Origin of the sequence: Duodenibacillus massiliensis (genome assembly GCF_928721995.1) — a bacterium.
In the GTDB taxonomy this organism is placed as follows: domain Bacteria; phylum Pseudomonadota; class Gammaproteobacteria; order Burkholderiales; family Burkholderiaceae_F; genus Duodenibacillus; species Duodenibacillus massiliensis.
The window spans coordinates 1,798,724-1,823,917 of the sequence record NZ_OV788642.1 but is presented as its reverse complement, the minus strand read 5'-3'; the positions used below and the strand labels follow the sequence as shown (position 1 = coordinate 1,823,917).

The 25,194-nt window shown below is 57.1% G+C and carries 24 protein-coding genes; 4 read left to right on the top strand and 20 right to left on the bottom strand.

What is annotated here, in order from left to right:
* Positions 1 to 200 precede the first annotated feature (200 nt).
* From NXF97_RS08400 to NXF97_RS08375, 6 genes are all read right to left on the bottom strand, one after another.
* A complete protein-coding gene (locus NXF97_RS08400) occupies positions 201 to 422 on the bottom strand; it encodes a hypothetical protein (protein ID WP_274955712.1) in 222 nt (73 codons plus the stop codon).
* A 387-nt stretch (positions 423 to 809) separates the two neighbouring features.
* The gene (gene dnaJ, locus NXF97_RS08395; RefSeq protein ID WP_274955711.1) at positions 810 to 1,979 is read right to left on the bottom strand and encodes a molecular chaperone DnaJ; all 1,170 of its coding nucleotides are present in this window, start codon (positions 1,977 to 1,979) and stop codon (positions 810 to 812) included.
* A gap of 137 nt (positions 1,980 to 2,116) precedes the next feature.
* The gene (gene dnaK, locus NXF97_RS08390; RefSeq protein WP_274955710.1) at positions 2,117 to 4,057 is read right to left on the bottom strand and encodes a molecular chaperone DnaK; all 1,941 of its coding nucleotides are present in this window, start codon (positions 4,055 to 4,057) and stop codon (positions 2,117 to 2,119) included.
* Positions 4,058 to 4,401: 344 nt separating this feature from the next.
* Positions 4,402 to 5,037, bottom strand: a complete 636-nt coding sequence (gene grpE / locus NXF97_RS08385) for a nucleotide exchange factor GrpE (protein WP_074009176.1) — start codon at positions 5,035 to 5,037, stop codon at positions 4,402 to 4,404.
* A 66-nt stretch (positions 5,038 to 5,103) separates the two neighbouring features.
* Positions 5,104 to 6,099, bottom strand: a complete 996-nt coding sequence (gene hemH, locus NXF97_RS08380; RefSeq protein ID WP_274955709.1) for a ferrochelatase — start codon at positions 6,097 to 6,099, stop codon at positions 5,104 to 5,106.
* Between the two features lie 160 nt (positions 6,100 to 6,259).
* Entirely contained in the window at positions 6,260 to 6,829 is a 570-nt protein-coding gene (locus NXF97_RS08375; protein WP_022373551.1) for a VUT family protein, read from the bottom strand.
* A gap of 226 nt (positions 6,830 to 7,055) precedes the next feature.
* Between NXF97_RS08375 and NXF97_RS08370 the strand changes: the two genes are divergently transcribed.
* Positions 7,056 to 7,382 (top strand): hypothetical protein, encoded by a 327-nt coding sequence (locus NXF97_RS08370; protein WP_338031945.1) that lies wholly within the window; start codon positions 7,056 to 7,058, stop codon positions 7,380 to 7,382.
* Here the strand turns inward: NXF97_RS08370 and NXF97_RS08365 are convergent.
* The 7 genes from NXF97_RS08365 to NXF97_RS08335 all read right to left on the bottom strand — a co-directional run bounded on the left by NXF97_RS08365 (position 7,308) and on the right by NXF97_RS08335 (position 14,109).
* A complete protein-coding gene (locus tag NXF97_RS08365; RefSeq protein ID WP_274955708.1) occupies positions 7,308 to 8,729 on the bottom strand; it encodes a zinc ribbon domain-containing protein in 1,422 nt (473 codons plus the stop codon). The genes NXF97_RS08370 and NXF97_RS08365 overlap by 75 nt on opposite strands.
* 15 nt (positions 8,730 to 8,744) lie before the next feature.
* Entirely contained in the window at positions 8,745 to 8,909 is a 165-nt protein-coding gene (locus NXF97_RS08360; protein WP_274955707.1) for a hypothetical protein, read from the bottom strand.
* A gap of 184 nt (positions 8,910 to 9,093) precedes the next feature.
* Positions 9,094 to 9,870, bottom strand: a complete 777-nt coding sequence (locus NXF97_RS08355; protein ID WP_074009177.1) for a radical SAM protein — start codon at positions 9,868 to 9,870, stop codon at positions 9,094 to 9,096.
* Between the two features lie 49 nt (positions 9,871 to 9,919).
* Complete coding sequence (locus tag NXF97_RS08350; RefSeq protein WP_274955706.1) at positions 9,920 to 11,089, bottom strand: M20 aminoacylase family protein; 1,170 nt, start codon at positions 11,087 to 11,089, stop codon at positions 9,920 to 9,922.
* Positions 11,090 to 11,243: 154 nt separating this feature from the next.
* Complete coding sequence (locus tag NXF97_RS08345; protein ID WP_274955705.1) at positions 11,244 to 11,939, bottom strand: orotate phosphoribosyltransferase; 696 nt, start codon at positions 11,937 to 11,939, stop codon at positions 11,244 to 11,246.
* Between the two features lie 2 nt (positions 11,940 to 11,941).
* Positions 11,942 to 12,949, bottom strand: a complete 1,008-nt coding sequence (locus NXF97_RS08340; RefSeq protein WP_022373545.1) for an amidohydrolase family protein — start codon at positions 12,947 to 12,949, stop codon at positions 11,942 to 11,944.
* A gap of 50 nt (positions 12,950 to 12,999) precedes the next feature.
* Positions 13,000 to 14,109 carry an FAD:protein FMN transferase gene (locus tag NXF97_RS08335; protein WP_274955704.1) on the bottom strand — a complete coding sequence of 370 codons (1,110 nt, stop codon included), beginning with the start codon at positions 14,107 to 14,109 and terminating at the stop codon, positions 13,000 to 13,002.
* Between the two features lie 204 nt (positions 14,110 to 14,313).
* Between NXF97_RS08335 and NXF97_RS08330 the strand changes: the two genes are divergently transcribed.
* On the top strand, positions 14,314 to 14,892 hold the full coding sequence (locus NXF97_RS08330; RefSeq protein ID WP_274955703.1) for an AIM24 family protein: 579 nt from the start codon (positions 14,314 to 14,316) through the stop codon (positions 14,890 to 14,892).
* Positions 14,893 to 14,969: 77 nt separating this feature from the next.
* Here the strand turns inward: NXF97_RS08330 and NXF97_RS08325 are convergent, their stop codons facing one another.
* From NXF97_RS08325 to NXF97_RS08315, 3 genes are all read right to left on the bottom strand, one after another.
* A complete protein-coding gene (locus NXF97_RS08325; RefSeq protein ID WP_022373542.1) occupies positions 14,970 to 15,302 on the bottom strand; it encodes an FMN-binding protein in 333 nt (110 codons plus the stop codon).
* 318 nt (positions 15,303 to 15,620) lie between these two features.
* Positions 15,621 to 17,030: a flavocytochrome c gene (locus NXF97_RS08320; RefSeq protein WP_274955702.1), complete on the bottom strand. Its 1,410-nt coding sequence runs from the start codon at positions 17,028 to 17,030 to the stop codon at positions 15,621 to 15,623.
* 166 nt (positions 17,031 to 17,196) lie between these two features.
* The gene (locus NXF97_RS08315) at positions 17,197 to 18,261 is read right to left on the bottom strand and encodes a YheT family hydrolase (protein ID WP_274955701.1); all 1,065 of its coding nucleotides are present in this window, start codon (positions 18,259 to 18,261) and stop codon (positions 17,197 to 17,199) included.
* A 472-nt stretch (positions 18,262 to 18,733) separates the two neighbouring features.
* On the opposite strand from NXF97_RS08315, the gene aroG reads away from it, so the two are divergent.
* Positions 18,734 to 19,795: a 3-deoxy-7-phosphoheptulonate synthase AroG gene (gene aroG, locus NXF97_RS08310; RefSeq protein ID WP_022373539.1), complete on the top strand. Its 1,062-nt coding sequence runs from the start codon at positions 18,734 to 18,736 to the stop codon at positions 19,793 to 19,795.
* A gap of 76 nt (positions 19,796 to 19,871) precedes the next feature.
* Here the strand turns inward: aroG and tgt are convergent, their stop codons facing one another.
* Positions 19,872 to 21,005 carry a tRNA guanosine(34) transglycosylase Tgt gene (gene tgt, locus NXF97_RS08305; protein WP_022373538.1) on the bottom strand — a complete coding sequence of 378 codons (1,134 nt, stop codon included), beginning with the start codon at positions 21,003 to 21,005 and terminating at the stop codon, positions 19,872 to 19,874.
* 5 nt (positions 21,006 to 21,010) lie between these two features.
* A complete protein-coding gene (queA, locus tag NXF97_RS08300; protein ID WP_274956736.1) occupies positions 21,011 to 22,114 on the bottom strand; it encodes a tRNA preQ1(34) S-adenosylmethionine ribosyltransferase-isomerase QueA in 1,104 nt (367 codons plus the stop codon).
* 693 nt (positions 22,115 to 22,807) lie between these two features.
* Between queA and NXF97_RS08295 the strand changes: the two genes are divergently transcribed.
* Positions 22,808 to 23,503: a trimeric intracellular cation channel family protein gene (locus tag NXF97_RS08295; RefSeq protein ID WP_274955700.1), complete on the top strand. Its 696-nt coding sequence runs from the start codon at positions 22,808 to 22,810 to the stop codon at positions 23,501 to 23,503.
* Here NXF97_RS08295 and NXF97_RS08290 read toward each other — a convergent pair.
* Together NXF97_RS08290 and NXF97_RS08285 are read right to left on the bottom strand one after the other, a co-directional pair.
* The gene (locus NXF97_RS08290) at positions 23,500 to 24,537 is read right to left on the bottom strand and encodes a DMT family transporter (RefSeq protein WP_074009184.1); all 1,038 of its coding nucleotides are present in this window, start codon (positions 24,535 to 24,537) and stop codon (positions 23,500 to 23,502) included. The genes NXF97_RS08295 and NXF97_RS08290 overlap by 4 nt on opposite strands.
* Positions 24,538 to 24,959: 422 nt before the next feature.
* The gene (locus tag NXF97_RS08285; RefSeq protein ID WP_074009186.1) at positions 24,960 to 25,193 is read right to left on the bottom strand and encodes a sulfurtransferase TusA family protein; all 234 of its coding nucleotides are present in this window, start codon (positions 25,191 to 25,193) and stop codon (positions 24,960 to 24,962) included.
* Position 25,194 lies beyond the last annotated feature (1 nt).

Sequence of the window (25,194 nt, the reverse complement as noted above, 5' to 3'; positions counted from 1 at the left end):
TTGTCTGCAGCAGTCCCTTGCGGCCATCGGATAGGAGGCGGGGCTAAGCCCCGCCGTCCTTCCACACCACCGCCCGTACCGATCTGGTAGGCACTGCTCACGCAGTGTTTTACGGCGGTTTTCATAGTTTTACCTTCCCATACCGTTAACTCGGTGCATACCGAGCCAACACCATCCATTCTTCTTCAGAATACCATTGGTCAGCTTGGTCGAGAGAATTTGGCTGTGTGCAACCCGCCAGGCGCCTTTTCGGGTATTGGCCCATTTATGGGCCGTCTCTTCATCGCCTCGTTGAAATGAGCCTGCGTTAAGGCCGTTAAGCCGCCGGCTTCCATCAGTTGCTCTACGGCATCGTTCAGAATGGTCTGTTGCTTGTCGGTAAATTTTACGGTGTCGTTTATTTTGGGTGTACGGTGTGCCACGGTGATTCCTTTCGCGCCCTACGGGAGCGCTATTATCGCCTGGACACAAAAAACATTACATCCTCGGTAAGAACGCGTTCTTTCCCACCATGTACCTGCTACATCTACACCTCGGATTCCGTGTAGCTTCGGGCTTCATCTTGTTTTGCAGGCTTACCCTGCTTCGAATGCCTTATGCAGTTTCTGTACGTCAGGTCAGTGGTTTGCCTCCGGCTTCCTTCAGATCCCGCCTCGCGGCGGCCCCCCTTGCTCTTGGCTATGTGCTTGGTGCTGCCCCCTGCACTCGGGACTTTCACCCTTTAGAACGCGCCCATGCCGAGCGCACAAAAAAGCGGACCCGAGCCCAAAACTCAGATCCGCTTTTCCCGCTTCGAAGGCTTGTGCAGATTAGCCGCCGAAGAACTTCTTCATCTTTTCAATGAAGCCGGTGCTTCTCGGGGAATGCTTGTCCTCACCCCCTTCAGACAACGACGCACCGAATTCCTTCAGGAGGTTCTTCTGCTTCGTGGTGAGGTTCACAGGCGTTTCCACGTACACGTGCACGTAGAGGTCGCCCTTCACATGCGAGCGGACGTTGGGGACGCCCTTGCCGCGCAGCCTCAGAATCTTCCCGGACTGGGTGCCCTCAGGAATCGTGATGCGGGTTTCCGTGTCCATTGTGGGCACGGACACTTCGCCGCCCAACGCTGCCGTCGTAAAGCTGATCGGAAGGTCGGCATGCAGATCGTCGCCTTCACGCTGGAAGATATCGTGGGGCTTAATCATGACCTGCACGTAGAGGTCACCGGCGGGGCCGCCGTTTACACCCGGTTCGCCCTTACCGGCAAGGCGGATTCTCTGGCCGTCGTTAATACCCGCAGGAATTTCGACTTCAAGCGTTGTGACTTTCTTGACGCGCCCCTGGCCGTTACATTTCGGGCAGGGATCGGTGATGATTTCACCCGTGCCGTTACAGTAGGGGCAGGTCTGCTGCACCTGCAGAAAGCCGCTGCTCATGTTGACGGTACCGGTACCGTGGCAGTGCGGGCAGGGTTTCTTCGTGGTGCCTTTCTTTGCGCCCGTGCCGCCGCATTCGTCACAGGTCTCCCACACTGGAAGCCTGAGATCCGTTTTCATGCCGTGCACGGCCTGCTCAAGCGTTACTTCCAGGGAATAACTCAGATCGGCCCCGCGGTAGACACGAGGTCCGCGTCTGGCCTGGCGCCCTGCGGCACCGCCACCGAAAATCTCGCTGAAAATATCGCTGAAGTCGCCGGCGTTAAAGCCTCCCTGGCCGAAACCGCCGAAACCGCCGAAGCCCCCGAAGCCGCCCGCTCCGCCTGCGGCGCTCGGGTCGACGCCGGCTTTGCCGAAGCGGTCATAGGCGGCCTTCTTCTGGGGGTCGGAGAGGACCGCGTAGGCCTCACCCACCTGCTTAAATTTTTCCTCGGCCGCCTTGTCACCGTTATTGCGGTCGGGGTGATACTTCATGGCCAGTCGCCGATAAGCTTTTTTGATGTCCTCATCGGAGGCGTCGCGGGATACGCCCAGTACCTCGTAATAATCCTGATCAGCCATTTTTTAACACAATCCCTCGTGTGCTGTAGAACAAACGAAAGGCCGGAAGGGCTTGGATGAGCGTCTTCCGACCTTCACGCAGGGCTCACCGCCCGCGTCTGAAGCGGGGCACTTGCGTACCCCGCGCACCGTGCTTATCAGTGCTTGACTTCCTTGAAGTCGGCATCAACGACATCGTCGTCATTGCCGCCCTTCGGGGCTTCGCCGCCCGCGGCGCCCGCGGCCTGACCGGCCTGAGGCTGAGCCTGCGCGGCCGCTGCCTTATTGAGCTTTTCGCCCACTTTCTGCGCGGCAGCCATCAGGCGCTCCACGGCCTTGTCGATTGCGGCCTTGTCTTCGCCCTTGACCTGCGCTTCAACGTCTTTGACCGCTTCTTCGCAGGCAGCGCGGTCAGCGCTTTCGACCTTGTCACCCAGGTCCTTGAGCATCTTCTGAACCTGTGCAACCGAGGCGTCCGCGGTGTTACGCGACTGCGCGAGCTCAAAGCGGCGCTGGTCTTCAGCCTTGTTGGCTTCAGCGTCAGCCACCATGCGCTTGATCTCGTCTTCGGACAAACCGGAGCTTGCCTTAATCGTGATCGTGTTTTCCTTACCGGTCGCCTTATCCTTGGCGCTCACGTGCAAAATGCCGTTGGCGTCAATATCAAAGGTCACCTCAATCTGCGGCAGTCCGCGCGGAGAAGGCGGAATCCCTTCGAGGTTGAATTCACCCAAAAGCTTGTTCGAAGCCGCCATCTGGTGTTCACCCTGGTAGACCTTAATGGTCACGGCAGGCTGATTGTCTTCCGCGGTCGAAAACACCTGCGAGTGCTTGGTCGGAATCGTGGTGTTGCGCTTAATCATCGCGGTCATCACGCCGCCCAGCGTTTCAATACCAAGCGTCAGAGGCGTCACATCAAGAAGCAGCACGTCGTGACGGTCACCGGTCAAAACCGAGCCCTGAATTGCAGCGCCGATAGCCACTGCTTCATCGGGGTTCACGTCCTTACGGGGTTCCTTACCGAAGAACTCGCGCACCACTTCCTGCACGCGGGGCATACGGCTCATGCCACCCACAAGAATCACGTCGGAAATATCCGAGGTGCCGGCCTTGGCATCAGCCAGAGCCCTCTTCACCGGTTCAATCGTGCGCTGAACGAGGTCTTCGACGAGGCTTTCAAACTTCGCACGCGTCACCGTAATGTTCATGTGCTTCGGACCGGTGGCATCTGCCGTGATGTAGGGCAGGTTCACTTCCGTTTCCTGACGGCTCGAGAGTTCAATCTTGGCCTTTTCCGCGGCGTCCTTTAAGCGCTGCAGGGCGAGGATGTCTTTACTCAGGTCGCACCCCGTGTCCTTACGGAATTCGTCAATCAGGTACGTGACGAGGCGCTGGTCGAAGTCTTCGCCCCCGAGGAACGTATCGCCGTTTGTGGAGAGCACTTCAAACTGCTTGTCACCGTCGACGTTGGCGATATCAATCACCGAAATATCAAACGTGCCGCCGCCCAAGTCGTAGACCGCTATCTTGCGGTCGGAATTGCCGGCCTTATCCAGACCGAAGGCCAAAGCGGCTGCCGTCGGTTCGTTGATGATGCGCTTGACTTCCAGACCCGCGATACGGCCGGCGTCCTTAGTTGCCTGACGCTGGCTGTCGTTAAAGTACGCAGGCACCGTAATCACGGCTTCCGTCACGGGCTCACCGAGGTAATCCTCAGCGGTCTTCTTCATCTTACGGAGAACTTCAGCGGAAACCTGCTGCGGAGCCAACTTCTTGTCAGCAAGAACCTGCACCCAGGCGTCGCCGTTATCAGCCTTCACGATCTTAAAGGGCGCACGGCTGATGTCCTTCTGGACTTCCGCATCATCGTAGCGGCGGCCGATCAGGCGCTTCACGGCAAAGAGCGTGTTCTTGGGGTTCGTCACAGCCTGACGCTTTGCGGGCGCACCCACGAGAATCTCACCGTTTTCAAGATAGGCAACGATCGAGGGCGTTGTGCGGGCGCCTTCGGAGTTCTCAATGACGCGAACCTTGTCGCCTTCCATAATGGCAACGGCCGAATTGGTTGTCCCAAGGTCGATACCGATAATCTTTGACATCTTGTTTCTCATCCTCTTGTCTGCACCCTGTGCGTGCCTGATGCCCACGGCTGAGTACGAACCTCAGGCACCGCAGCTACCGTTTTTTACCTTAACTGACGGCAACCGGCACAGCGTGCTGTTTAAAACTTGTTGCGCCTTCGGGGCCAAGCCCCATCGGCTGATAAGCCCTATATGGGGACGGGGTGATTTTTTTCAACAGGCGGAAAAACGTTTTGTTGCAATGGCTCGAAAAAGCGACACCCGGCCCCGCCGCCGCAGGGCCCGACACGAACGCCGGGCAACAAAAAAGGCACCCTCCCTTTGAGAAAGATGCCTTCTGCCGTCAAACCTAAGATTGACGCTTAGCCCTGAACGACGCTTACCATCGCGGGACGCAGCACGCGGTCGTGAATCATCCAGCCGCGCTGAAAGACTTCCGCCACGCACCCGGCGGTTTTACCTTCGGTTGCGGGAACCATGGCAATCGCCTGCTGCGTGTTGGGATCAAACTTCTCGCCCTTGGGGTCGATTGCGCGCATACCGCTCATTTCCAGAGCGTGCACAAGCTGCCGGTGGGTGGCCAAAATGCCATCACGCAGAGCGCCCGCGTCTTTAGCGGACACTTCAATCGCCTTTTCAAGGCTGTCGACAACCGGGAGAAGGTTCTTTGCAAACTTTTCAATCCCGAACTTCTGAGCCTTCTGCACGTCTTCAGCGCAGCGGCGGCGCGTGTTGTCCATTTCAGCGACGGCGCGCACGTAAAGGTCGTAGTGTTCTGCGGCCTTGGCGTTGGCTTCCTCAAGGGCCTTTGTGGCCTTGGTGAGTTCGTCAACCTCAGCTTTGACTTCAGCGGCTTCAGCCTGCGGCTTTTCACCGCAGGTGCAACCGCACCCGCAGCCGCAGCCGCCCGCGGCGTCACTGGCTTCAGCCGCTTTCTTTAATTCTTCCGCGGCTTGGGTTTCCGACTGCTGCGTCGGTTTTTCGTTCATGTCGGCCATTTTTTAAGTGGACTCCGAAAAATTCATTACCTGTATCAGGCAATATGGAGGCTTTCTGCCGGTTTTTCAAGCCCCGGCAACGGCGCTTTTCACGATGGCGGCGTAGGCGGCAACCGCTTCGGGCTGCGCGTTCATCGCGGGGATGTAGTGGAAGGTCTTTCCGCCCGCAGCCAGAAAGATTCCCTTTAATTCGTCCCCGATCTCTTCAATGGTCTCCAGGCAGTCCGCGGCAAAGCCAGGGCAGACGACGTCAAGGCGCTCACCCCCTTCAGAGGCCAGGCGCTTTGCGGTATCAATGCTCGCGGGCTCAAGCCACTTTGCGCGCCCGAACTTTGACTGAAAAGAGAGCGTCCACGCATCTGCCGGTAAGCCGAGTTCTTCGGCAATGAGCCGTGCCGTTTCCCTGCACTGCGCTTCATACGGGTCCCCGCGGTCGGAACTTGCCTGAGGAATGCCGTGAAAGCTCATGAGAAGCTTTCCTTTTTCACCCAGGGGCCCGACGGCAGCCCAGTGGCGCCGCACGTCGTCGGCGACAGCACGGATGTAGGCGGGATTGGTGTGATAGTGCTGAATGCTCACGGTCTTGCCGCGCCAGGGGTGCTTTTTGCGCACGGCTTCCACAGCGTCATAAACCGCGGTCGTCGTCTGCGTTGCAAACTGCGCGAACAAGGGAAGAACAACCAGACGCTCGGGCCGGATTTCATCCAAAAACTTCGGAAGCTCATCGACCACCCGGTGTGTGCCGTAGCGCATCGCCCAGCGCACTTTCCAGCCCTCACCCAACGCTTTTTCCAAGGCCTCTGCTGTCTCAGCGGTGACCGCCACCAAAGGCGCACCCTTTTCCGTCCACACGGTTTTGTAGCGCGCGGCCGAGGCTTCAGGGCGTTTTCTCAGAATAATGCCGTGCAGGATGGGAAGCCACAAAAGCCGCGGCATTTCCACGACGCGGGGATCTCCCAAAAATTCCGCAAGATAGGTTTTAAGCGCCTCTTTGGTGGGCGCTGCGGGCGAGCCCGTGTTAACCAAGAGCACCAGCGTCTCTTTGGGATTTACTTCAGGCATGTTTTGACCTTGGCTGCCCGGCGGGCAGGTAAGAGAAAAGCAGTTCACGCGTTGTTGTATTTGTCAGTGCGCAGGACGAAAGCGGCAAACCGGCCGGTTTATGCCGGCTGCCGTCTGTTATCTGCCGCCATTTTGCCGCTTTTCCCTTAATCAGGGCTTTTTATGCTTGAACAGGCGCGCGTCGTAAGCCTCTGACTGTCACGATGATTAACGCGGCCAAAAGGCTCATTTCGAATTTTCCGATCACCTGCCCTGCAACGTAGTCCAGAGACCCGAAGGCAAGCGAGAGGAAGAGAACCGAATCGACAACGCTTCCGGCAAAGCCCGACGCGACAATCGCCCAGGCCGGAAAACGCCGGCGCATCGGCGTGTAGACAATGAGGTCAGCCGTTTCAGAAAAAAGAAAGGCCGCGCAGGAAGCGATCACGAGGCTTGCGTCACTTAAAAAGCCGGAAAGCGCAGTACCCGCCAAAATGCAGTAAAACGCCCAGCGTGTGCCGAGGCAGTGATGCACGGCGTCACGCAAAACGAGCGCAAGGCCCGCGAGCAAAACAGCCGACGGCGCCATGAGACCGGGCAGAACCGGCACCAGGCAGGGGCCGTCCTTGAGACAGACAAGCCCCACATTCATGACCACCCAGTTGCCGAGCGGAATCGTGAGGATAAATAGGACAGCTGAGATAAGTCCCCAGAAACGATGCGTCTGAGGGTACGCGGCAATATGCGACATATTGTTTGACTCCCGGCCACAGACGGTGCGGAGAACCGAAGCGGCCTTACGTTAACCAAAGCCCGAAGTTTCCTTCCGGGCGATGCGGACGCCATTTTACAAGACCTCAGCCGCCTGCGAAACCGTTTTTGTGTTGCACTGTCACGGTTTTGTCATGAAAACTCAGGCATTTTGTCACAGTCGCGCCTCAGACTGCGCCCCGTACCAAACGGGAATCAAATCAAAAATGCAAGAGTACTACCTTGTTTTGCTGGTCTTTCTGGGGGCTTTAGCCCTTTTTGACCTCTTTGTGGGCGTCAGTAACGACGCCGTCAATTTTCTGAATTCGGCCTTAGGCTGCCGCATTGCCTCTTTCCGCACCACGATGTGGGTCGCGGCCGCAGGCGTCATGCTCGGCGCCACCTTTTCTTCGGGCATGATGGAAATCGCCCGAAGCGGCGTCTTTCATCCGCAGATGTTCAGCTTCACCGAAATCATGCTAAACAACCCGCGCTTGAAAGCGCGGGGTTTCCTGACACGGTGCAGGCTTTCCCGTAACAGCCAAGGTTTTTGAGGCCTTGTCTGCCCGAGCGTCCCCTGCACCACAGGAACATTTAAAACGCAACCGCTCTACGGGTACGGGCTTCATCAGCTCGATCCGTCGGTTCCGGCGAAGGACTGCTTCGTCTTGCCGATTCGCTGGTTTGTACTGCACTATCGATCCGGCGTTCCCTGAGACTTGTTTGTGCCTCGCAAGCGCTGATTGCTCAGCCTTCAGATCGTAGCTGTCAGTGGCGGGATCCGCAAAATACAGGTTCATGGCGGCCGCGACATCGCGGTCCATGTACCAGCCCGTATCTCCCAACTGATGACTTCTCTCCCAAAGAGCCTTCTTACGGTACGTTCCCGTTTCGGGATCGTGCTGACTCGGGCGCAGTTTCCGGGGACTGACTTTCACCACACAACAGCCGGCGCTTTCAGCCTTACTTGTCATCCGGGTTATCAATCCTGCAATACCGCTTTTGCCCAAACTCTTACCGTATCCGGCTCTCTGAAATGCTTTGTATGAGTTCTTCTCCACAATGACGGTGCCGGCCCGGCCGAACACCTGGTTAATCACTTCGCCGTGCAGGCAACGACGGGTTTGCGCCTGGCGGCGGTACAGATCCGCAAGTTTTGCCTTTGTTGCCTTATAGGTCTTGGATTCCTTCCAGACAATCTTTTTTCCGGCGGCTTTAACGGTGCCGTCCGCGTTGCAGCACTCCCGATTCGTGTCTCTGCGGGAGCGGTCCATGGCACGTAAAAGACGCGCAATCTCCTTTTCCTGAGAGACAGTGCCCGCGCTCACCAAAATCTTCTGCTGCCACTCGGGGCTGTAAAAAGTCATGGTCCTCGGGCCCGGGTCAACAGCCACCTTGAGATCCTTGGGAGCATAAACGTGCTTGACGGGCGGTACGCCTTCGACAATGAGCTGAACAAAGTAGCGCATACGGCCGCGGATCATCCGCCGGACAAGACGGCAGTATTTGACACGCTTAAAACCGGACGGATCTGTTGCTGAAAAAAGAGCTTCTTTCTGCCAGGCATCCGGGGCTTCAGCCTTTATCACCAGATCCAGAACCTCGAGCGTCCACGTCTTGGCCTTCCAACGCAACCCTGTTTTGTTTGATTTTCCCTCAACGCTGCGCAAGCCCCGTTTAGCACTCTTAAACCGCGGCTGACCTCCCTGATGAAGCAGCCGGCGCTCAATGCCCTGCCAGACACGTGTGGCAATTTTCTGCGCTTCGTTGATGCCGATGCGCTTTGTAAAGCCGCCCTTGGCACGGTGCTCTTTCACGACATCATGCAGGGCATACTCGGAAAGGCGGGCGGACTTCTGAATTTCCTTAAACCGCTTGTTGCGGTCTTTGCCCTTGGGCATAGCGGCCGTGAGCTTTCATGCTTCAGTGCTTTTCATGGCGCGCACGCGTTTCTTTGCCGTTCCAAGAACAGCATTGAAGAGCTGGCGTGCATCGGAGAAGTAGGTCTCCAGCGCACTTTCCTGATCCTCTCCGGTTTTCAGGCCCTGCTCGATGACAAAGGACGGTGTGCGCGATTTCATAGCGGTTGAATATACCTTAAGCGAAAACTATGTGCATGGTTTGGCTGCGTTTGGGCCAAGATTAAAAAATTTCGAAAGCCCGCATTCCTCCCGGGGCTCAAGCCCCGGGCTTCCTGCGGGAAATTCTGTGATGTCACGAAAATGGCCATCCCGGTCATACCCGTTAATTTGCCTATGACTGCAGTCAGTCAAACGCGTGCGCGTCAATGCCCCTTGCCCTTAAAAGGTTCACGATGCGCATGAGTTCTTCGTCGGTTGCCTTCTGAAGGGCCTTATCCGGTGTATCGCGCGAAATCGTGTAGACATCAACGCCCGCCGGTTTAATCGCGGCCACCGCATCCACCCAGGGGAGCACGTACTTGTCGGTCGTGTTGTCAACGTCCACGCCCTGCCAGGCGCCTTTTAAAAACATTGACTGAATCACGCACTTTCCGCCGCAGGCCTTCATGCGGTCAATAAGGACATTGACGTCATAGCGACACTGCGGCCTGTCCACCAAATTGATGTAGTCAGGATCGACGGTATCAAGTTTCAGGCACGCCTTATCGAGTTTCATCACCGCTTCAAAAACGCGGTCGTTCGTAAGGTGCGTGGCGTTTGTGAGAAGACAGACTTTAGCCTCGGGAAACCATGTGTCACGCAGGGCCTTGACGTCCTCAGCAATCTCGGCAAAGTGCGGGTGTGAGGTGGGTTCGCCGTTACCGGCAAAGGTAAGCGCATCAAGCGTTTCACCGGCCTCTTTCATCGCTTTGAGGCGGCGGTTAAGTTCTGACTTCACGAACTCACGCGCGGGGAGCTTTTTTTTCGGAAGCGTATCGGCGTTAAAGCCGCACTCACAATAAATGCAGTCAAAGTTACAGACCTTACCGTCCTCGGGAAGCAGATTAATGCCGAGCGACCGCCCGAGTCGGCGGCTTTTCACCGGCCCAAAAACGGGGGACGGATAAATGATCGTTGCCATCGGCCTTTCTCCTCTTTTTTCTTTTAAGCCGCTTTAGGCTTTAGATTTGTTAAGCACCAAGGCGCAACAGCGCGAGTTCCGCCCAATACGCGGCCCCAAGGGGCAGCACCGTGTCGTCAAAGTTAAAGCGCGGGCTGTGCAGCACGTGGTCGCTCCCCGGATTCCGGTTACCAATAAAGGCAAAACCGCCCGCAACCTTCTGACGCAGGAAGGCAAAGTCTTCGCTTGCCATCTCCGGGCGCCCTTCGGTCACAACGTGCTCGCTTCCGACCACGCGGCGGGCCGCTTCGCGCATCGCGGCAACCGCTTCCGGAGTGCTCGTTAAAACCGGCGCCCGCGCCACAACCTTCACGGCAATGTCTGCCCCCGTCGTGGCGGCAATACCCGCGCAGACGGCCTCAATCCGCGACCAGATTTTCTTACCTGTTTGGGCATCAAAAAAGCGCGTGCAGCCGCCCAGTACCGCTTTTTCCGGAATGACGTTGCAGGCAAAGCCGCTCTGAAACTTCGTGACGCTGACGACCGTCGTTTCCGCGGGATCGGCGTTTCGCGACACAATCTGCTGCAGCGCCTGCACAAGAAGGCTCCCGGCGTAGACGGGATCAACCGATTTATCGGGTGCTGAGCCGTGGGCGCCTTTCCCGGTAATCGTGATTTCAAAGAAGTCGGCGCCCGACATGGCGGCGCCCGGGAGCACCACAAAGGTCCCCGAGGCTGCCCGGGGCTGATTGTGCATGCCGTAGATCTCATCGCACGGGAAGCGCTCAAAGAGGCGGTCCGCGAGCATTGCTTCCGCGCCCCCGCGGCCTTCTTCAGCGGGCTGAAAAATAAAGTTCACGGTCCCGGCAAAGTCACGGTGCTGCGAGAGCCACTTCGCCGCGCCCAGAAGCATCGTCATATGCCCGTCGTGCCCGCAGGCGTGCATTGTGCCTTTATTTTGAGAGGCGTAGGCGCAGCCCGTTTCTTCGGTAAGCGGCAGCGCATCCATGTCGGCTCTCAGGCCGATCGCGCGCCCTTCGCCCTTTGTGCCCTTTAAAACCGCCACAACCCCGTAGCCGCCGATGCCTTCGTGCACGTCAAGCCCGAAGCTTTTAAGTTTCTCGGCCACAACCGCAGAGGTCCTCTTTTCCTCGCGCCCGATTTCAGGGTGCGCATGAAAGTCACGGCGCCAGGCTGTGAGTTCGGCTGCAGTCGCGCGGATATCATCCAAAAGAGACATGTTTAATTCCGGAAAATTTTTTTGGTATCCGCGAGTCTAGCGAAGCACCGCACGGGCGGCGCTTAAGCGTTGCACTCTGTCACACGCAAAAAAAAAGAAAACGGCCGGAAACAGACCGTCTCCGACCGCTTGCGCCGCGTACAACCCGCGAAAATCAGTTTTCGCGGGCCGAGGCGACCTTACCGTGCATCGCTGCCCAGGTCCACGGGGTCTTGAGCCACTCAAGCACGAGCTTTTCTTCTTCGGGCGTGATGTTGCCCATCTCGCGGGCTTTGTTCACGACCTTATTAAAGGCAATCACTTCAAAGGTGGTAAGCCCGTCTTCGGCAAAAAGCTTCACGGTCTCAGGGATCCCGAAATTCGTAATCGACATCACCTGGGTGACAGTGGCACCCTCGTCACGCAGCCCTCTGATTGCGTCAAGGCAGGAAAGACCCGTCGAGATGTGGTCTTCAAGGAGCAGCACGTTCTTACCCTTCACGCACCCACCTTCAATACGCGAGCGGTTGCCGTAGGTCTTGGCTTCGCGGCGCACCATGATGGCGGGCAGCCGCAGGCGGTAGGCGAGCGCCGCCGCGTGCATCGAACCCGCGGCCTCAACGCCCGCGACAATATCAAAGGAGAGATCAAACTCCTCCACACGGCTTGCCATCGTTTCGATGACATCGCTCCAGGCTTCCGGATAGTAGAAAAGCTTGCGGTTATCGACGTAGACCGGCGAAATGAGACCGGACTTCAGACGCATCGGCTCTTCGGTGAGAAATTCCACGGCCTTGGCGCGGATGAGGCGCTCGGCCATGATGTCTTCCGCGATGCTGCTTGTGTAGCTCGGCTTAAATTTGTGCGCCATCGTTACTCTCCCTTATCCAGACCGAGAGCCTTGCGGCCGTTTTCGGTAGCAATTTTCACCAGGGCATCAAAGTCATCAAAGCGGCAGCCGGTGGCAAGAAGCTGCAGTTCGTGCCACATATCCCCTGCGCTCCAGGGCACCATGGCATCACAGACGTTATCAGTCCCCAAGGCCACCGTGACGCCTGCCGGAACAAGCTCATCCACCGGCGTCATCGAATTGTGCATCGGGCCGATCGACTCGGTGCGCGCCGTATCAATCCAGGCCGTGGGGCAGCAGACCATCATGACCTTGGCTTCCTTTAAGAGGCTGTAGAGCCGCTGACGGTACATCTTGGAGTGTGCGCCGATTGAAATACCGTGAATCGCAACAACCTGCCCCTGCATGCCGTGCTCAATCGTCTTGTGAGCAAGCATCTCGGTCTCGTATTCGCTTGAGAGATTGAACTGGTCCACGTGCGCGTGCACCATCTTGCCCTGCGCTTTGGCGGTCCCGAGCAAAATGTCAAAAGCTTCGGCGGCACGCCCGAAGTCGCGTTCGTCGCGCTTAGGCAACCCCCCGATGATGTCGACCATCTCAGAACCGATATCAAACCAGTGACGGGCCTGAGGATCAATCACGCCTTTCAGAGTCTGATTGGCAAACTTCACCGTGATCTGATCCTTGTAGTGCTCGCGCGCTCTCCAACCGGCCTTAATGGCGCGGTCCTGCGTGAGCGGATCAATGTCCACAAAGGTCGCGCAGGCCTTGCAGCCCTGCTTGATCATCAATTCAAAGAAAAGGCTGAAACGACGGTAGAAATCTTCTTCCGTGGATTCAGCCTTCAGACGATCAAGTGCGTCCCACTTCTGCTGCAGCGTGCAGGTACGGCGCATTTCCAGAATTTCAGGCGACAGGGTAAATGCACGGTCCGCATGCGCATGGGTGTTGACCCAGCCGCCTGCCTTCATAATGGCGGGCTCAATCATGTCGCGGACGGTACGTGCCTGTTCGTTTGTCACGTCAGTCATGACTCTTTCTCTCGCTTCGTTTCGTTAAAAAAACCATTCTGTTAATTTTCTCACTTTTGGGCCGATGCTGCCCGTGTGAGGATATTGAGCTTTACGTCGGGCGCAAGAAGCGTAAGACGCGGCGCAAGCCCCTCACTCACCCACGCGGTCTTTTCGTCCGGTGACAGTAAAAACGCCCGGATTTCAGGGTTCTCTCTGAGGTAGGCAAGCGCTTTTTCGCGCCCCATGGCAAAAAGCGCCGTGCACCAGCCGTCGGCTTTGGCGCCGTCAGCGTCCACAATCGTCACGGAACTGAAGGACACGGGCACCGGGCGTCCGGTCTTGCCGGAGAGAATATGCCCGTAGGTCTTGCCCTCGGCGTCCATGTAGCGCTCGTAGTCCCCTGACGTAATCACCGATTCGTTTTTCGCTTCAATGACGGCGAGCGTTTCGCCGCGGTCAGCCTTCGGGTCCTGCACGCCCACGCGCCAGGCGCGCCCGGAAGGGGCACTGTTAAGCAATGCAACGTTGCCACCCAGATCGACGATTGCGCGCACCGCACCCGCTTTTTTTAAGTCCTGCGTGAGCGCCGTTCCGATCCAGCCCTTGGCGATCGCGCCGAGATCAATGTTTTGCCCGGCGCGGATTTTCACGCGGCAGGTGCCGTCTTCGCGCCTCTCGGTTTCAATGCCCCGCCAGTTGACGTGCTTTTTGGCTTCGGCAATCGCGGCGTCCGAAGGAACCTTGTCGCCCCCGAACCCGATTTTCCAGACGTTGACAACCGGGCCGATCGTGGGATCAAACGCGCCTTCTGAAGCCCGGGCAATCGCTTTTGCCTGATCCATCACATCCGTGATGCGGCAGTCCGTTACAACCCATTCACCCGCTTTTTTATTTAACTCCGTCATGGGACCCGCGGCATGCACGGTAAAAAGCGTTTCATAGGCAAAAAGAGCTTTTTCAAAGCGCGCGGGCAATGCATCCGCCGTTTTTTGATCTTTGGCGTAGAAACTGCCCTGAATGAAGGTTCCCATGGAAAAGCCGGTGTACTGCGCAGAGGCTTCTTCGGGATGAGCGGATTGGGCAGCCGTTGCTGCCGCCGGAAATAGAAAAAACGGAAGGACTGCGGCCGCTAAAGCCGCGAGCTGTGCTTTGCAAAATAGGAAGTTCGTCTTCTGCATGCCGCCACCCGTTTCGGGAGAAAGGTTCCCGCATTCAGCAACCGTCCGTGCGGTTACCCAAAATAAATTCGCGGGATTCTAGCAAAAGCAACCGTTTCTTTTTCGGTAAAAATCAGTTTCTCTCAGTTTCAGAGCCTCAAATGCGCGCAGCAGGCGTTTCGGAGCTAGCCTTTTTTGTTGTCAACCATTTTTCGACAGATCACCATGGCTCAGTTTGATATCTCCGGGTCCGTTGATCCGCTTTTAAGCGTCACACTCAATAAGGGCGAAAGCCTTTTTGCCGAATCCAACGCCATGGTGGCGATGGACGGCACTTTGTCGCTCTCAGGCCGCACCAAAGGCGGCTTTTTTAAGTCGCTTGCACGCAAGTTGTTAAACGACGAAACCTTCTTTCAGCAGAAAATCACCGCCGAAGACGAGGGCGGCCGCGCGCTTCTCGGAAATTCCGGGGGCCTTTTTGTAATGGCAACCGAAGGCGAAGGCCGTGTGGCCGTAAGCGGCTTCGGAAGCGTCCGTCGCATTGATATCGCCGACGGCCAAAAGCTCATCGTTGATAACGGGCACCTCCTCGCCTGGGAGAAGTCCCTTGACTATGAGTTGTCAATCAACACATCCCGCTCGGGGCTTCTGGGCAAACTCGTCTCAAGTCAGACCACAGGCGAAGGGATTGTTCTGAAATTTAAGGGGCCTGGCGCGGTCTACGTCTGCTCCCGCAATAAGGGCGGGTTCCTCAACTGGGTGTTTTCTCAGATGCCCGAGGAAAAAGCCGTCAAAAACGAATAAGTCGGGCACGAAAAACCCGCCTCAGGGAAACGCTTCCCGGGCGGGTTTTCTTTCATCAGGCGGAAAAATTCACCCGATTACTTGGCCTTTGCGAGAGCCTGATTCACAGCGGCGATGATGCCCTTGGAGGAGTTGGAGGCACCCGTCACAACGTTCACGCCTTCCGTGCCGTTATTGGCAACGATCTGCTTGGCGAGCTTCTTTTCGGCTGCGCCCACGAGCATGGCGGTTTCACCGTGCTTGACAACCTTGACGGAAGCAACCTTGCCGCCCTTCACCTGCACCTGAACGGTGATCTGGCTGGCGTTGCCCTGGCCCTGGCCTTCATAGGTGCCGTCCTTGTAGGAAGCAGCGTTCACACCGGCGCAGAGCATGGCGGCAGCGGCCGCAACGATAACCTGTTTGATCATGGCTTAAAAAATCCTCAGAAAAACCACCGTACCCGTCTGACGGGCACTGATTTCAGTCGGCCCGCGTTAAAAAGCGCGCCCTAAAAACGCGTTTTTCCCGGCGGGTTGATTCACAGGCCGCAATAGTAATGGGTTCGCCCCGTTTTTAGGTAACGATTTCACCCTAATTTGTGTCAGTTTCCTAAGCCCGTGAGGGAAAATCCCGAGTGTTCCGGGCATCAAAAAAGGCGCCCTCCGCAAAGGAAAGCGCCTTTTTCTTTCACCGTTTATTTTCCGCGGACCGCGACTAAACAGTCCTCAGACGGAAAAAACCTCAGGTTAGTGAGCCTTGGCGTAAGCCGTGGCAGACTGACCGGCGATACGGCCGTAGACGATGATGTCGGCCTGAGCATTGCCGCCGAGACGGTTGCCGCCGTGCACGCCGCCCGTGACTTCACCGGCTGCGAAGTAGCCCGGGATCACCTGGCCGCGGAAGTTATAAACCTGAGCCTTGGTGTCGATCTTGAGACCGCCCATCGTGTGGTGCACGGCGGGGGTCACGACGATCGCGTAGTAGCCCGGCTGGTTAAGCGGACGTTCCATCTTGGTACGGCCGCAGCAACTGTCCTTACCGGCAGCCTGATCCTTGGCGTACTGTGCCATCGTGGCCTTGAGGGCATCAGCCGGAACCTTCATCTTGCCGGCGATTTCTTCAAGGGTCTTACCCTGAAGAACCATGCCCGGGCGCTTGACGTAGCCTTCGATGGCCTTGAGGCTCTTACGGACGGATTCATCAAAGAAGAGGTAGGCGTGGCCGGTGGGCTGCTTCAGAATGGCGGCCGAGACCTTGTCACGGGTGCTCAGTTCGTCGTAGAAGCGCTTGCCGTTCATGTTGATGAGCACAGCACCGTTACCGCGGACAGCTTCCGTGACCATGATGCCGGACTGTTCGTTAAAGGTCGGGTGGGTCTGAATTTCAGGCAGATCCACGAAGGCTGCGCCGATCTTTTCGGACAGAAGCAGGCCGTCGCCCGTGGCACCCGGATGGTTCGTGGTGGCAAAGCCCTTCAGACGCGGAACGATCTTGGAAACGAGGGCATTGTTGGCACCGAAGCCGCCGGCGGCGTTCACCACGGCCTTGGTGTTAATCGTGTAGACCTTGCCGTTTTCAAGGTTCTTCACCTTGACGCCGACCACTGCACCCTTCTTGTTCTGGATGAGGTCGACAACCTGGCTTTCGGTTCTCAGATCGATCTTACGGGCCTGAACAGCGTTATCGAGAGTCTTCACGACTTCGGGGCCGACAGCTGCGCCACCCGTGGGACGGTGGCAGCGCTTGTTGGTAGCGCCGCCCATGAAGCCCACGTCGTTGAAGTCACCGCCGAGCTTAATCAACCACTGCACAGCGGCGTTGGAATTCTGAGCGAGAACCTTGACGAGTTCGGGGTTGTTCTTGTTGTGACCACCCTTCATCGTGTCCTTGTACATCTGTTCGATGCTGTCCTTGATGCCGAGCTTGGCCTGCTGCGGGGTTTCAGCCGCATTGATGCCGCCCGTGGCGCGGACCGTGTTGCCGCCGACAAACGGCATCTTTTCAAGAACGATCACCTTGGCTCCCAGATCGTGCGCCGTAACGGCAGCCGCCATACCGGCACCGCCCGCACCGATCACGACGACGTCGGCGTGCTGAGCAGCCTGAGCCGCACCGAAGGCTGCGGCAAGCATGGAAGCAATTACGAGTTTCTTCATTATGTTCCCCTCCTCATCGGGAATTGTGACGGCCCGGATACCTCTTTGAGGGTACCTCACGGGCGCATTTTTTTCATTATATCCGCGTGCATCGGCACAACCCCTTGGGTAAGTCCCCTCTGTTGCACAAAGTGCCACGCCGACTTTCAGAAGATTTTGATGCGGATCAACCTTTGCGGAACCATTTACCGGCAAGACGCGTCAATGTCCCTTCCGGTTTTGGCTTGACCTCCGTTACGCCCACGTTATTGGCGTGCGGGGTAAAGCCCGAGAAAAAGGTAAAGATGTGTTCGGGCAGATAAAAGAGGTCGCCCGGGGGGGTACCTCTCGGGAAACCAATGTGCCCACCCTCTTCGGGCTGCTCCAGATACACGTCGGACGATACATCCTTTTCCCCGGGCAGAGCCCACACCGGCAGAAACGGATCATTTTTGGCGTTAAGCATCAGAAGCGGCACCTTCACACCCGCTAAACCCGGCTTGGCCGAACAGCGCGTCCAGTAGTCCATCGCGCTTTTAAAACCGTGAATGGGCGCCGTGTAAATCGAATCGAAGTCGTAAAGCGTCGAGCAGTTTTTCACCACGTTTTCGTCAATAAGGTCCGGAAAGCGCCGCGCTTTTTCCAAAACCTTTTCCTTGAGCGTTGACAAAAACATCTCGGCGTAGAGTTTATTGGCGCCAAGCGACACTATTTCGCTACCTGCCACCAGATCCACGGGTGCGCCGACGCTCACCGCGGCCGTCAGAAACGAAGCGTCGCTGCCCAAATCCCCAAGACACTTTGAAAGCTGGTTTCCGCCCAGACTCACCCCCACGGCATACAAGGGCGCCTCCGGGTAGCGCGCGGCCACCGTCTTTAAAGCCCAGCTGTTGTCAGCGGTATCACCGGCAAAATAAGCGCGCGGCAGGCGGTTCGGGAGCCCTCCGCAGCAACGGAAATGCGCAACCACACCTCTCCAGCCCTTGTCCGCGGCGTAGCGCATGAGGGCCTCCGCGTAGTGGCTTTCCGAAGATCCTTCAAGCCCGTGGAAATGCACGAGAAGAGGTGCCGTCAGGTCTGAGGGTTCGGGCGTTGCCCAGTCAAAGATCATAAAGTCGCCGTCGGGCATATCAATGAGCTCACGGCGGTAGTGAATCTCAGGGCGCGGGAAAAACCGCGCAGGTATCACGGTCTGCAGATGCGCGCCCGGAAGCCACTTGGGCGCTTTGTAGTCGGGAGTCAGAATCGGCATGGTGGAAATGTCTTCTCGCAATTAGCCCGCCTCGGCGGACCAAGACAAAGGATGGGGGGGATTCTAGAGCGGCTCATTGACAAGAAAATGCTTTTGCCAGGATAACTTCCCGCAAAGTCCGCGATACATAAAATCCCTTAAGCAAAAGAACGGCTTTGCACAAATTCAGACTTCGCAGTAAAGTAAAGCCCGTTGCCGCCCGAAAAAGTCATGTTTTTTCAGGGTGCATGAACGAAATTTTGGAAGAAACGATGCTTAACCGCGCCGCCCGATTTTTTTATTACTTTTACTTTTTCTGCACACCGGCGGAAGGAGTGAGAGCGCGCACGAGTTTTTAAGCACGACTTCGAAAGAACCCCGACCGCCTGGCCATCAAGACCCGGCGGTTTTTGTTTCTCAGGCCGGGCGAAAAGAACCCGGCGGTGTTTGGCAAAACGATTTTTTAACCGACACCGAAAGAAAGGACTGAAACATGCGCTACACAACCGATGACCTCCGCATCAAAGAGATCCGGGAACTTACGCCTCCGGCACACCTCATCCGGGAATTTCCCTGCGAAGAAGTCGCTGCCGACACCGTGCACCGCGCGCGTCTTGCCGCGCACGACATCCTGCACGGTAACGACGACCGATTGATTGTTGTGGTGGGCCCCTGCTCCATTCATGACCCCAAGGCCGCGCGCGAGTACGCCGAGAAACTCGCGGAAGTGCGCCGTAAGCTGCAGGGGGAACTTGAGATCATCATGCGTGTGTACTTTGAAAAGCCGCGCACGACGGTGGGCTGGAAGGGGCTCATCAACGACCCCGACATGGACGGCTCCTGCCGCATCAACCACGGCCTGCGAATTGCCCGTGAGCTCATTCTTGACATCAACAACATGGGACTGCCCACGGGGGTTGAGTACCTCGACATGATCACGCCGCAGTACATTGCGGACCTTGTGAGCTGGGGCGCCATCGGCGCGCGCACCACGGAAAGCCAGGTGCACCGGGAGCTCGCAAGCGGCCTTTCCTGCCCCGTGGGCTTTAAAAACGCCACCAACGGTGCCGTGAAGATCGCCGTGGACGCCATCGGCGCGGCCGAACACCCGCACTCCTTCCTTTCCGTTACCAAGGGCGGCATCTCCGCCATTGTCACCACAACCGGCAATGAAGACTGCCACATCATTTTGCGCGGCGGCAAGGAACCCAACTACGACGCAGAATCCGTCAAAGCCGCCTGTGAGCTTTTGAAGGCCGCCGGTCACCGCGAAATGGTGATGATCGACGCCTCGCACTCCAACTCCAAAAAGATCTGCCGCAACCAGATTCTGGTGGTGGACGACATCTGTGCGCAGGTTGCCGACGGCTCCAGTGCCATCATCGGCGTCATGATTGAATCCAACCTCGTCGAAGGCCGTCAGGACATTACGCCTGATAAGCCCCTCACCTACGGTCAGTCGGTGACGGACGCGTGCCTCGGGTGGGATGACACCGTGAAGCTGCTTGAGAAGCTTGCGCGCGCCGTGCGCGACCGCCGCAGCCGCAACTGCTGATACCTCTGGCAGCAAGCGCAAAAAAGCCGGCGAAACCGTTTTGGGTTTCTGCCGGCTTTTTTGTGCGCGGGCCTCTTTAGTCCACGCCGCGGGCTCTGTCGCGGTAGAACTGCTCGCGCCAGGCGCCAAAGCGCCCCTCATCCAAAGCCTGCCGGATTTCTTCCATCAGATGCACGTAAAACGTGAGGTTATGGATGGAATTCAGACGCGCGCCGAGGATTTCGTTCACCTTCTGCAGATGGTGCAGATAGGCGCGTGTAAAGCCCCGGCAGCAGTAGCAGCTGCAGCTTTCATCGAGCGGCCGCATGTCGTCTTTGTATTTGGCATTGCGGATTTTCACGTCGCCGTAACGGGTAAAGAGCCAGCCGTTGCGGGCGTTACGGGTAGGCATCACGCAGTCAAACATATCAATGCCGCGCGCCACCCCTTCCACGAGGTCTTCGGGCGTTCCCACGCCCATCAGATAACGGGGCTTGTCTTCGGGCATCTCGTGGACGACTTCATCCATGATGTGAAGCATCTCTTCCTTGGGTTCACCCACGGAGAGGCCCCCGACGGCATAGCCGTGAAAGCCGATGTCTTTGAGCCCGGCCAGTGACTCACGTCTGAGTTCCGGAAACATCCCGCCCTGCACGATCCCGAAAAGCGCATTGGGATTTTCCAGGCGGTCAAATTCCTCGCGGCTGCGTTTGGCCCATCTGAGCGACAGACGCATGGATTTGGCGGCTTCTTCTTTGGTTGCGGGCCTGTCGCCGATCATGTAGGGCGTGCATTCGTCAAAGACCATGGAGATATCAGAATTGAGGGTCTTCTGAATCTGCATGGAAACTTCAGGCGTCAAAAAGAGCCGGTCGCCGTTAATGGGCGAAGCAAAGCGTACGCCCTCTTCGCTGATTTTCCTGAGTGCCCCGAGGCTAAAGACCTGAAAGCCGCCCGAGTCGGTCAAAATCGGCTTATTCCAGTTCATGAAGCGGTGCAGACCCGCGTGCTTTTCAATAACTTCCAGGCCGGGACGAAGCCAGAGGTGGAAGGTGTTTCCGAGAATAATCTGGCTCCCCATCTCTTCGAGTTCGTTCGGAGCCATGGCCTTTACGGTTCCGTAGGTGCCCACCGGCATGAAAATCGGTGTCTGAACCACCCCGTGGTTCAGCGTCATGCGGCCGCGGCGGGCCTTACCCTCGGTTTTTAAAACTTCAAAGGAAAGACTCACGGTATTTACTCCTTGGCGGTGTTGTCCGGTCGAGCCCGGTCTTTTTCCGGGAGCTCAAAAAAGCAGGCGTCGCCGTAACTGAAAAAGCGGTATTTGTTGTCCACGGCGTGGCGGTAGGCTTGCATCACCCGGTCGCGGCCGACGATAGCCGAAACCAGCATCACGAGCGTGGACTTGGGAAGGTGAAAGTTCGTGATCATCACGTTGATCACGTCAAACTTATAACCCGGCGCAATAAAAAGTTTCGTGTCCATGGCGCCCGCGCGGATGACGCCCGGCGCAACGGCAGCGCTTTCGAGCGCTCTAAGGCTCGTTGAGCCCACCGCAATCACACGCCGCCCCTCACGCTTGGCGCGGTTTACTTTTTCGGCGGTCTCTTCGCTTACGGTGAGCCACTCGGAATGCATCGTGTGCTCTTCGAGGTTTTCCTCACGCACGGGCTGAAAGGTCCCCGCGCCCACGTGCAGCGTCACAAAGGCTTCGTCAACGCCTTTGTCCTTAAGTTCTGCCAGGAGTTCCTTCGTAAAGTGCAGGCCCGCGGTCGGTGCCGCCACCGCTCCCGGGCACTTGGCGTAGACCGTCTGATAGCGCCCGGCGTCTTCGGCCTTGGCTTCACGTTCGATGTAAGGCGGCAACGGCACTTTGCCGAAAGCGTCAAGCACAGCGAGCACCGGCTCATCAAATTCCAGCAGAAAGAATTCCCCCTGACGGCCCGTGACGGTCGCGCCCGCTTCTTCACCCTTATCGTTGACCGCAAAAAGGCGGCTTCCGGTTTTGGGCGTTTTGCTGGCTCTGAGCATACTTAAAGCCGTCTTTTCTCCGGTGACGCGCTCGATCATGAATTCAACGGCGCCTCCGGTGTCTTTGTGACCGCGCAGGCGCGCCTTAATCACCTTGGTGTCGTTCATCACCAGAAGGTCGCCCGGGCGCAGAAGCTTTTTGACGTCGGTGAAGTGAAGATCCTCAATCACGCTGTCCGTAACGTGCAACAGGCGCGAGGCCGTGCGGTCTGCAAGCGGATACTGGGCAATGAGTTCTTCGGGAAGATTGAAGTCGTAGTCGGACAGATGCTGACCGACCAGATAGTCTGGATGCAGTTGAAATGCCATGATGGCTTTACCGGCCAAATAAAAGAAAGGCGCCATTTTAGAGATTTCGTGCGGCTTTTCCTCTGTTTTTTCTAAGGTTTTACCATAACAGAAACATTTGGAAACAAACATACATGCCAAAACAATACCAACATGATTGCGAATGATTCTCATTTACTGTATAGTTTCACCAACTGGGAAACAAAGCGCGGCGACACCGCAAACGGTACCTTTGGGGTCGGTACCGGTCGCCGGTAACCACGTTTCAGATCTGTTTCTCCTGCAGTCTGGACGATGTTTCTTGGGGTTCTTCTGACGCGGTAACGGGATTTTCAGGCTCCCGTTACCGCTTTTTTTCGTCCTTTACGCCTAGTTCGAAAGTCTAGTTGCGAATGATTCCCATTATGAGTATATTGTCGGCAACTGGGAAACACAGGCGGTGACACCGCAAACAACGTCAACGGGGTCGACGTTGGTCACCAAGGCCTTGCGTTTCAGGATTGTTTCTCCTGCAGTCCGAAACATGTTTCTTGGGGTTTATATGTTCGCGCTGACGGAACTTTCAGGCTTTCCGTCAGCGCTTTTTTTCGCGGTAAGTCTGACGGGCGTGCGCGTCCGTTCTCTAAAATAGCCAAAGAAAGTCGACAAAGAAGCGTTGTCTGTCCCGTCCGGGTCGATTTTCCTTTGTGCGGCAGGCGCACCGGAGGAAACACCATGCAGTCTGGAATTCTCACGCTCACCGACATCATCGGCATCGCCGCCTTTGCCTTTGCGGGTATTTTGGCCGCTGACGGTAAAAAGCTCGATCCGGTGGGCGTTTTTGTGATGGCCTTCACGACCGCTTTCGGCGGGGGGCTGGTGCGCGACATCATCATTGACAACCGGCCGTTTTTCTGGGTCGCGCACAGCGGGTACGTGTGGCTCACGATTTTTATCGCGGCCTTTGCCCCCTCCCTTTTAAAGCACTTCAGGGAGTTCCTCCCCTATTCCGTCTTTATCTGGTCGGACGCCGTGGGCCTGGGATTTTTCTCCGCGGGCGGCACGGCGTTATCGCTGCAGGCGGGGCTCCCACCCCTGCCCGCCGCCATCCTTGGCGTGTGTACGGGTGCTTTCGGCGGCATGATCCGCGACGTCTTTTTAAACCAGATGCCGATGGTGCTCTCTGACAAACAGCCCTACGCTTCCGCAGCGTTTCTGGGCTGCTGGATTTATATCGCTTTGGTGTACTTCGGCGCGGACGATGCGTTTTCCCTCATTTTGTCGAGCCTTCTGATTGTGGCCGTGCGGATGCTCTGCTGGTACAAAGGCTGGAACATCATCCGCTACCGTGACGGGGACGAGCCCAAAAAGGCAACGGATCAAAAGCCCGCCGTCACAAAAACCGGCAGCCGGCCCGATCCGTCGGGTTAAATACCGTTTGTGCCGTCGGCAGCAATGCGGTCGCGGTTGGCGGCACCCCGACGGGCCTCATGCGGCTCATCCTCCGCGTCATGCACGACCTTAATCGTTGACTGAAAGACCTGAAGCGACCCCAAAACACCGAACATCAGAATCGCAAAACCCACGACCATCGAAAGTGTCGGAAGTTCCCCGCGCCAGATGAGCGCATAAATCACGGCAAACACAGACTCAAAGACGATGAACTGGCCTCCGAGTCCCGCAGGCAGCCGCTTACTCATGCTGTTCCAGCAGATCATCGCTATCCATGAGCAGAAAAGGCCGATCACAAAAGCCGTGGCAAAGAAGGTCCAGGGTGCGGGCCCCCAGACGGACACCGTCGTGTCCATAAAGCCCATGGGCCAGGCAACGATTCCAAAGAGCACCATCACCAGGGGCAACACGGTCACGCCCTGCAGTGCCGTCCACGCCCCCGTTGAAAGCCGCGTGTGCTTTAAGAGCCACTCGGCATTCATGATGGAAAACCAGGTCCAGGAGATGACGGCAGCGATACCGAAACCAACACCCACCCAGTATTCGGTGCCGCCTTGGGCGCTGGCGGTCACGGCGCGTTCAAATTCGGAATAGTTGGCAATCACGAGGCCCACGAAAATGATGCAAAGCGGCGGCAGAATCTTTGCCCAGGGCAGTGCCGCGTCACTGCCGGCATTGCGGAAATTCGAACCGATCGCAACAAGCACCGGAATCACGGCCATAAACATGCCTGCAAGCGGCGCTCCCGCGAGACGAATGCAGACGGTAAGAAGGCAGTAAAAAAGAACGTTGCCGAAAAGCGGAAGCTTAAAAGACTGCCAGACGTCGGTGCGGGTAAAGCGCTTTAATTCCCGCCGGTAGACATAAAGAAACGGCAGCGAAATAAGACCGAACGCGATAAAGCGCGAAAGCGCCACCAGTACCGGGTTATAGTCCGGCACGACCAAAGGGGCGATGTAGATTAAGCCCCAGAGAGCACCGCTTGCGATGCCCAGTAAAACACCCGTCAGCATGACAAAAAACACAGTTTCCGAACGCCCGCCTTTCACCCGTGCGTTCTTTTTCTGCTGATGCGGCCGCTTTCTTTGATGAAGGAGGGAGTCGTTAGTGAAAGCGCCGTCCTTAAGGCCCCGCTTCCCGCGCCGCCGGCGCAGACCGTGGAAACCCCGCCTTAAGAAATCAGGTGAGCGTGAAAATTACCTGCATTTTCTGCGGCTTCCGACTCCGGATGAAAGCCGCCGCCCGACACGGTTTTCTAAAAGGCGACGGATGGTAGCACTGTGTTTTGCCTAGGTAAAGTACCTTAGTCAAAAATTTCCCGTAAAGACGGCATTTTCCGGACTGGGACTTACCCTTAAGCCGCAGAAACGGGACGAAAAAAAAGCCCGGCCGAAGCAAAGAATTGCTGGACCGGGCCTCATGCCGCAGAAAACCGTTACGGACGGTGCTTCACCACGTGCTTTGTGGTTTTGCCGTCAGCCTGCATCTCCTGCGCGACCAGAATATGGCCGCTTTGCTCACAGAAAAGCCGGATATCCGGCACGGCGTGGGGATCATCGGTGAGAACTTCCACGACGTCCCCGGCCGCTTTTTTCGCAAGCGCCTTTTTGGTTCTTAAAACCGGCAGGGGACAGGCCATCCCCCGCAGGTCAAGCACTTCGGCCTCCATC

Coding starts and splice junctions, on each gene's coding strand:
- NXF97_RS08295 (WP_274955700.1), top strand. CDS start 22,808: ATGCAGTCTGGAATTCTCACGCTCACCGACATCATCGGCATCGCCGCC.
- NXF97_RS08370 (WP_338031945.1), top strand. CDS start 7,056: ATGCAAGAGTACTACCTTGTTTTGCTGGTCTTTCTGGGGGCTTTAGCC.
- aroG (WP_022373539.1), top strand. CDS start 18,734: ATGCGCTACACAACCGATGACCTCCGCATCAAAGAGATCCGGGAACTT.
- NXF97_RS08345 (WP_274955705.1), bottom strand. CDS start 11,939: ATGGCGCACAAATTTAAGCCGAGCTACACAAGCAGCATCGCGGAAGAC.
- NXF97_RS08375 (WP_022373551.1), bottom strand. CDS start 6,829: ATGTCGCATATTGCCGCGTACCCTCAGACGCATCGTTTCTGGGGACTT.
- NXF97_RS08350 (WP_274955706.1), bottom strand. CDS start 11,089: ATGTCTCTTTTGGATGATATCCGCGCGACTGCAGCCGAACTCACAGCC.
- NXF97_RS08355 (WP_074009177.1), bottom strand. CDS start 9,870: ATGGCAACGATCATTTATCCGTCCCCCGTTTTTGGGCCGGTGAAAAGC.
- dnaJ (WP_274955711.1), bottom strand. CDS start 1,979: ATGGCTGATCAGGATTATTACGAGGTACTGGGCGTATCCCGCGACGCC.
- NXF97_RS08290 (WP_074009184.1), bottom strand. CDS start 24,537: ATGCTGACGGGTGTTTTACTGGGCATCGCAAGCGGTGCTCTCTGGGGC.
- NXF97_RS08335 (WP_274955704.1), bottom strand. CDS start 14,109: ATGCAGAAGACGAACTTCCTATTTTGCAAAGCACAGCTCGCGGCTTTA.
- grpE (WP_074009176.1), bottom strand. CDS start 5,037: ATGGCCGACATGAACGAAAAACCGACGCAGCAGTCGGAAACCCAAGCC.
- NXF97_RS08360 (WP_274955707.1), bottom strand. CDS start 8,909: ATGAAATCGCGCACACCGTCCTTTGTCATCGAGCAGGGCCTGAAAACC.
- NXF97_RS08340 (WP_022373545.1), bottom strand. CDS start 12,949: ATGACTGACGTGACAAACGAACAGGCACGTACCGTCCGCGACATGATT.
- NXF97_RS08330 (WP_274955703.1), top strand. CDS start 14,314: ATGGCTCAGTTTGATATCTCCGGGTCCGTTGATCCGCTTTTAAGCGTC.
- hemH (WP_274955709.1), bottom strand. CDS start 6,099: ATGCCTGAAGTAAATCCCAAAGAGACGCTGGTGCTCTTGGTTAACACG.
- NXF97_RS08365 (WP_274955708.1), bottom strand. CDS start 8,729: ATGCCCAAGGGCAAAGACCGCAACAAGCGGTTTAAGGAAATTCAGAAG.
- queA (WP_274956736.1), bottom strand. CDS start 22,114: ATGGCATTTCAACTGCATCCAGACTATCTGGTCGGTCAGCATCTGTCC.
- NXF97_RS08325 (WP_022373542.1), bottom strand. CDS start 15,302: ATGATCAAACAGGTTATCGTTGCGGCCGCTGCCGCCATGCTCTGCGCC.
- NXF97_RS08285 (WP_074009186.1), bottom strand. CDS start 25,193: ATGGAGGCCGAAGTGCTTGACCTGCGGGGGATGGCCTGTCCCCTGCCG.
- dnaK (WP_274955710.1), bottom strand. CDS start 4,057: ATGTCAAAGATTATCGGTATCGACCTTGGGACAACCAATTCGGCCGTT.
- NXF97_RS08320 (WP_274955702.1), bottom strand. CDS start 17,030: ATGAAGAAACTCGTAATTGCTTCCATGCTTGCCGCAGCCTTCGGTGCG.
- NXF97_RS08315 (WP_274955701.1), bottom strand. CDS start 18,261: ATGCCGATTCTGACTCCCGACTACAAAGCGCCCAAGTGGCTTCCGGGC.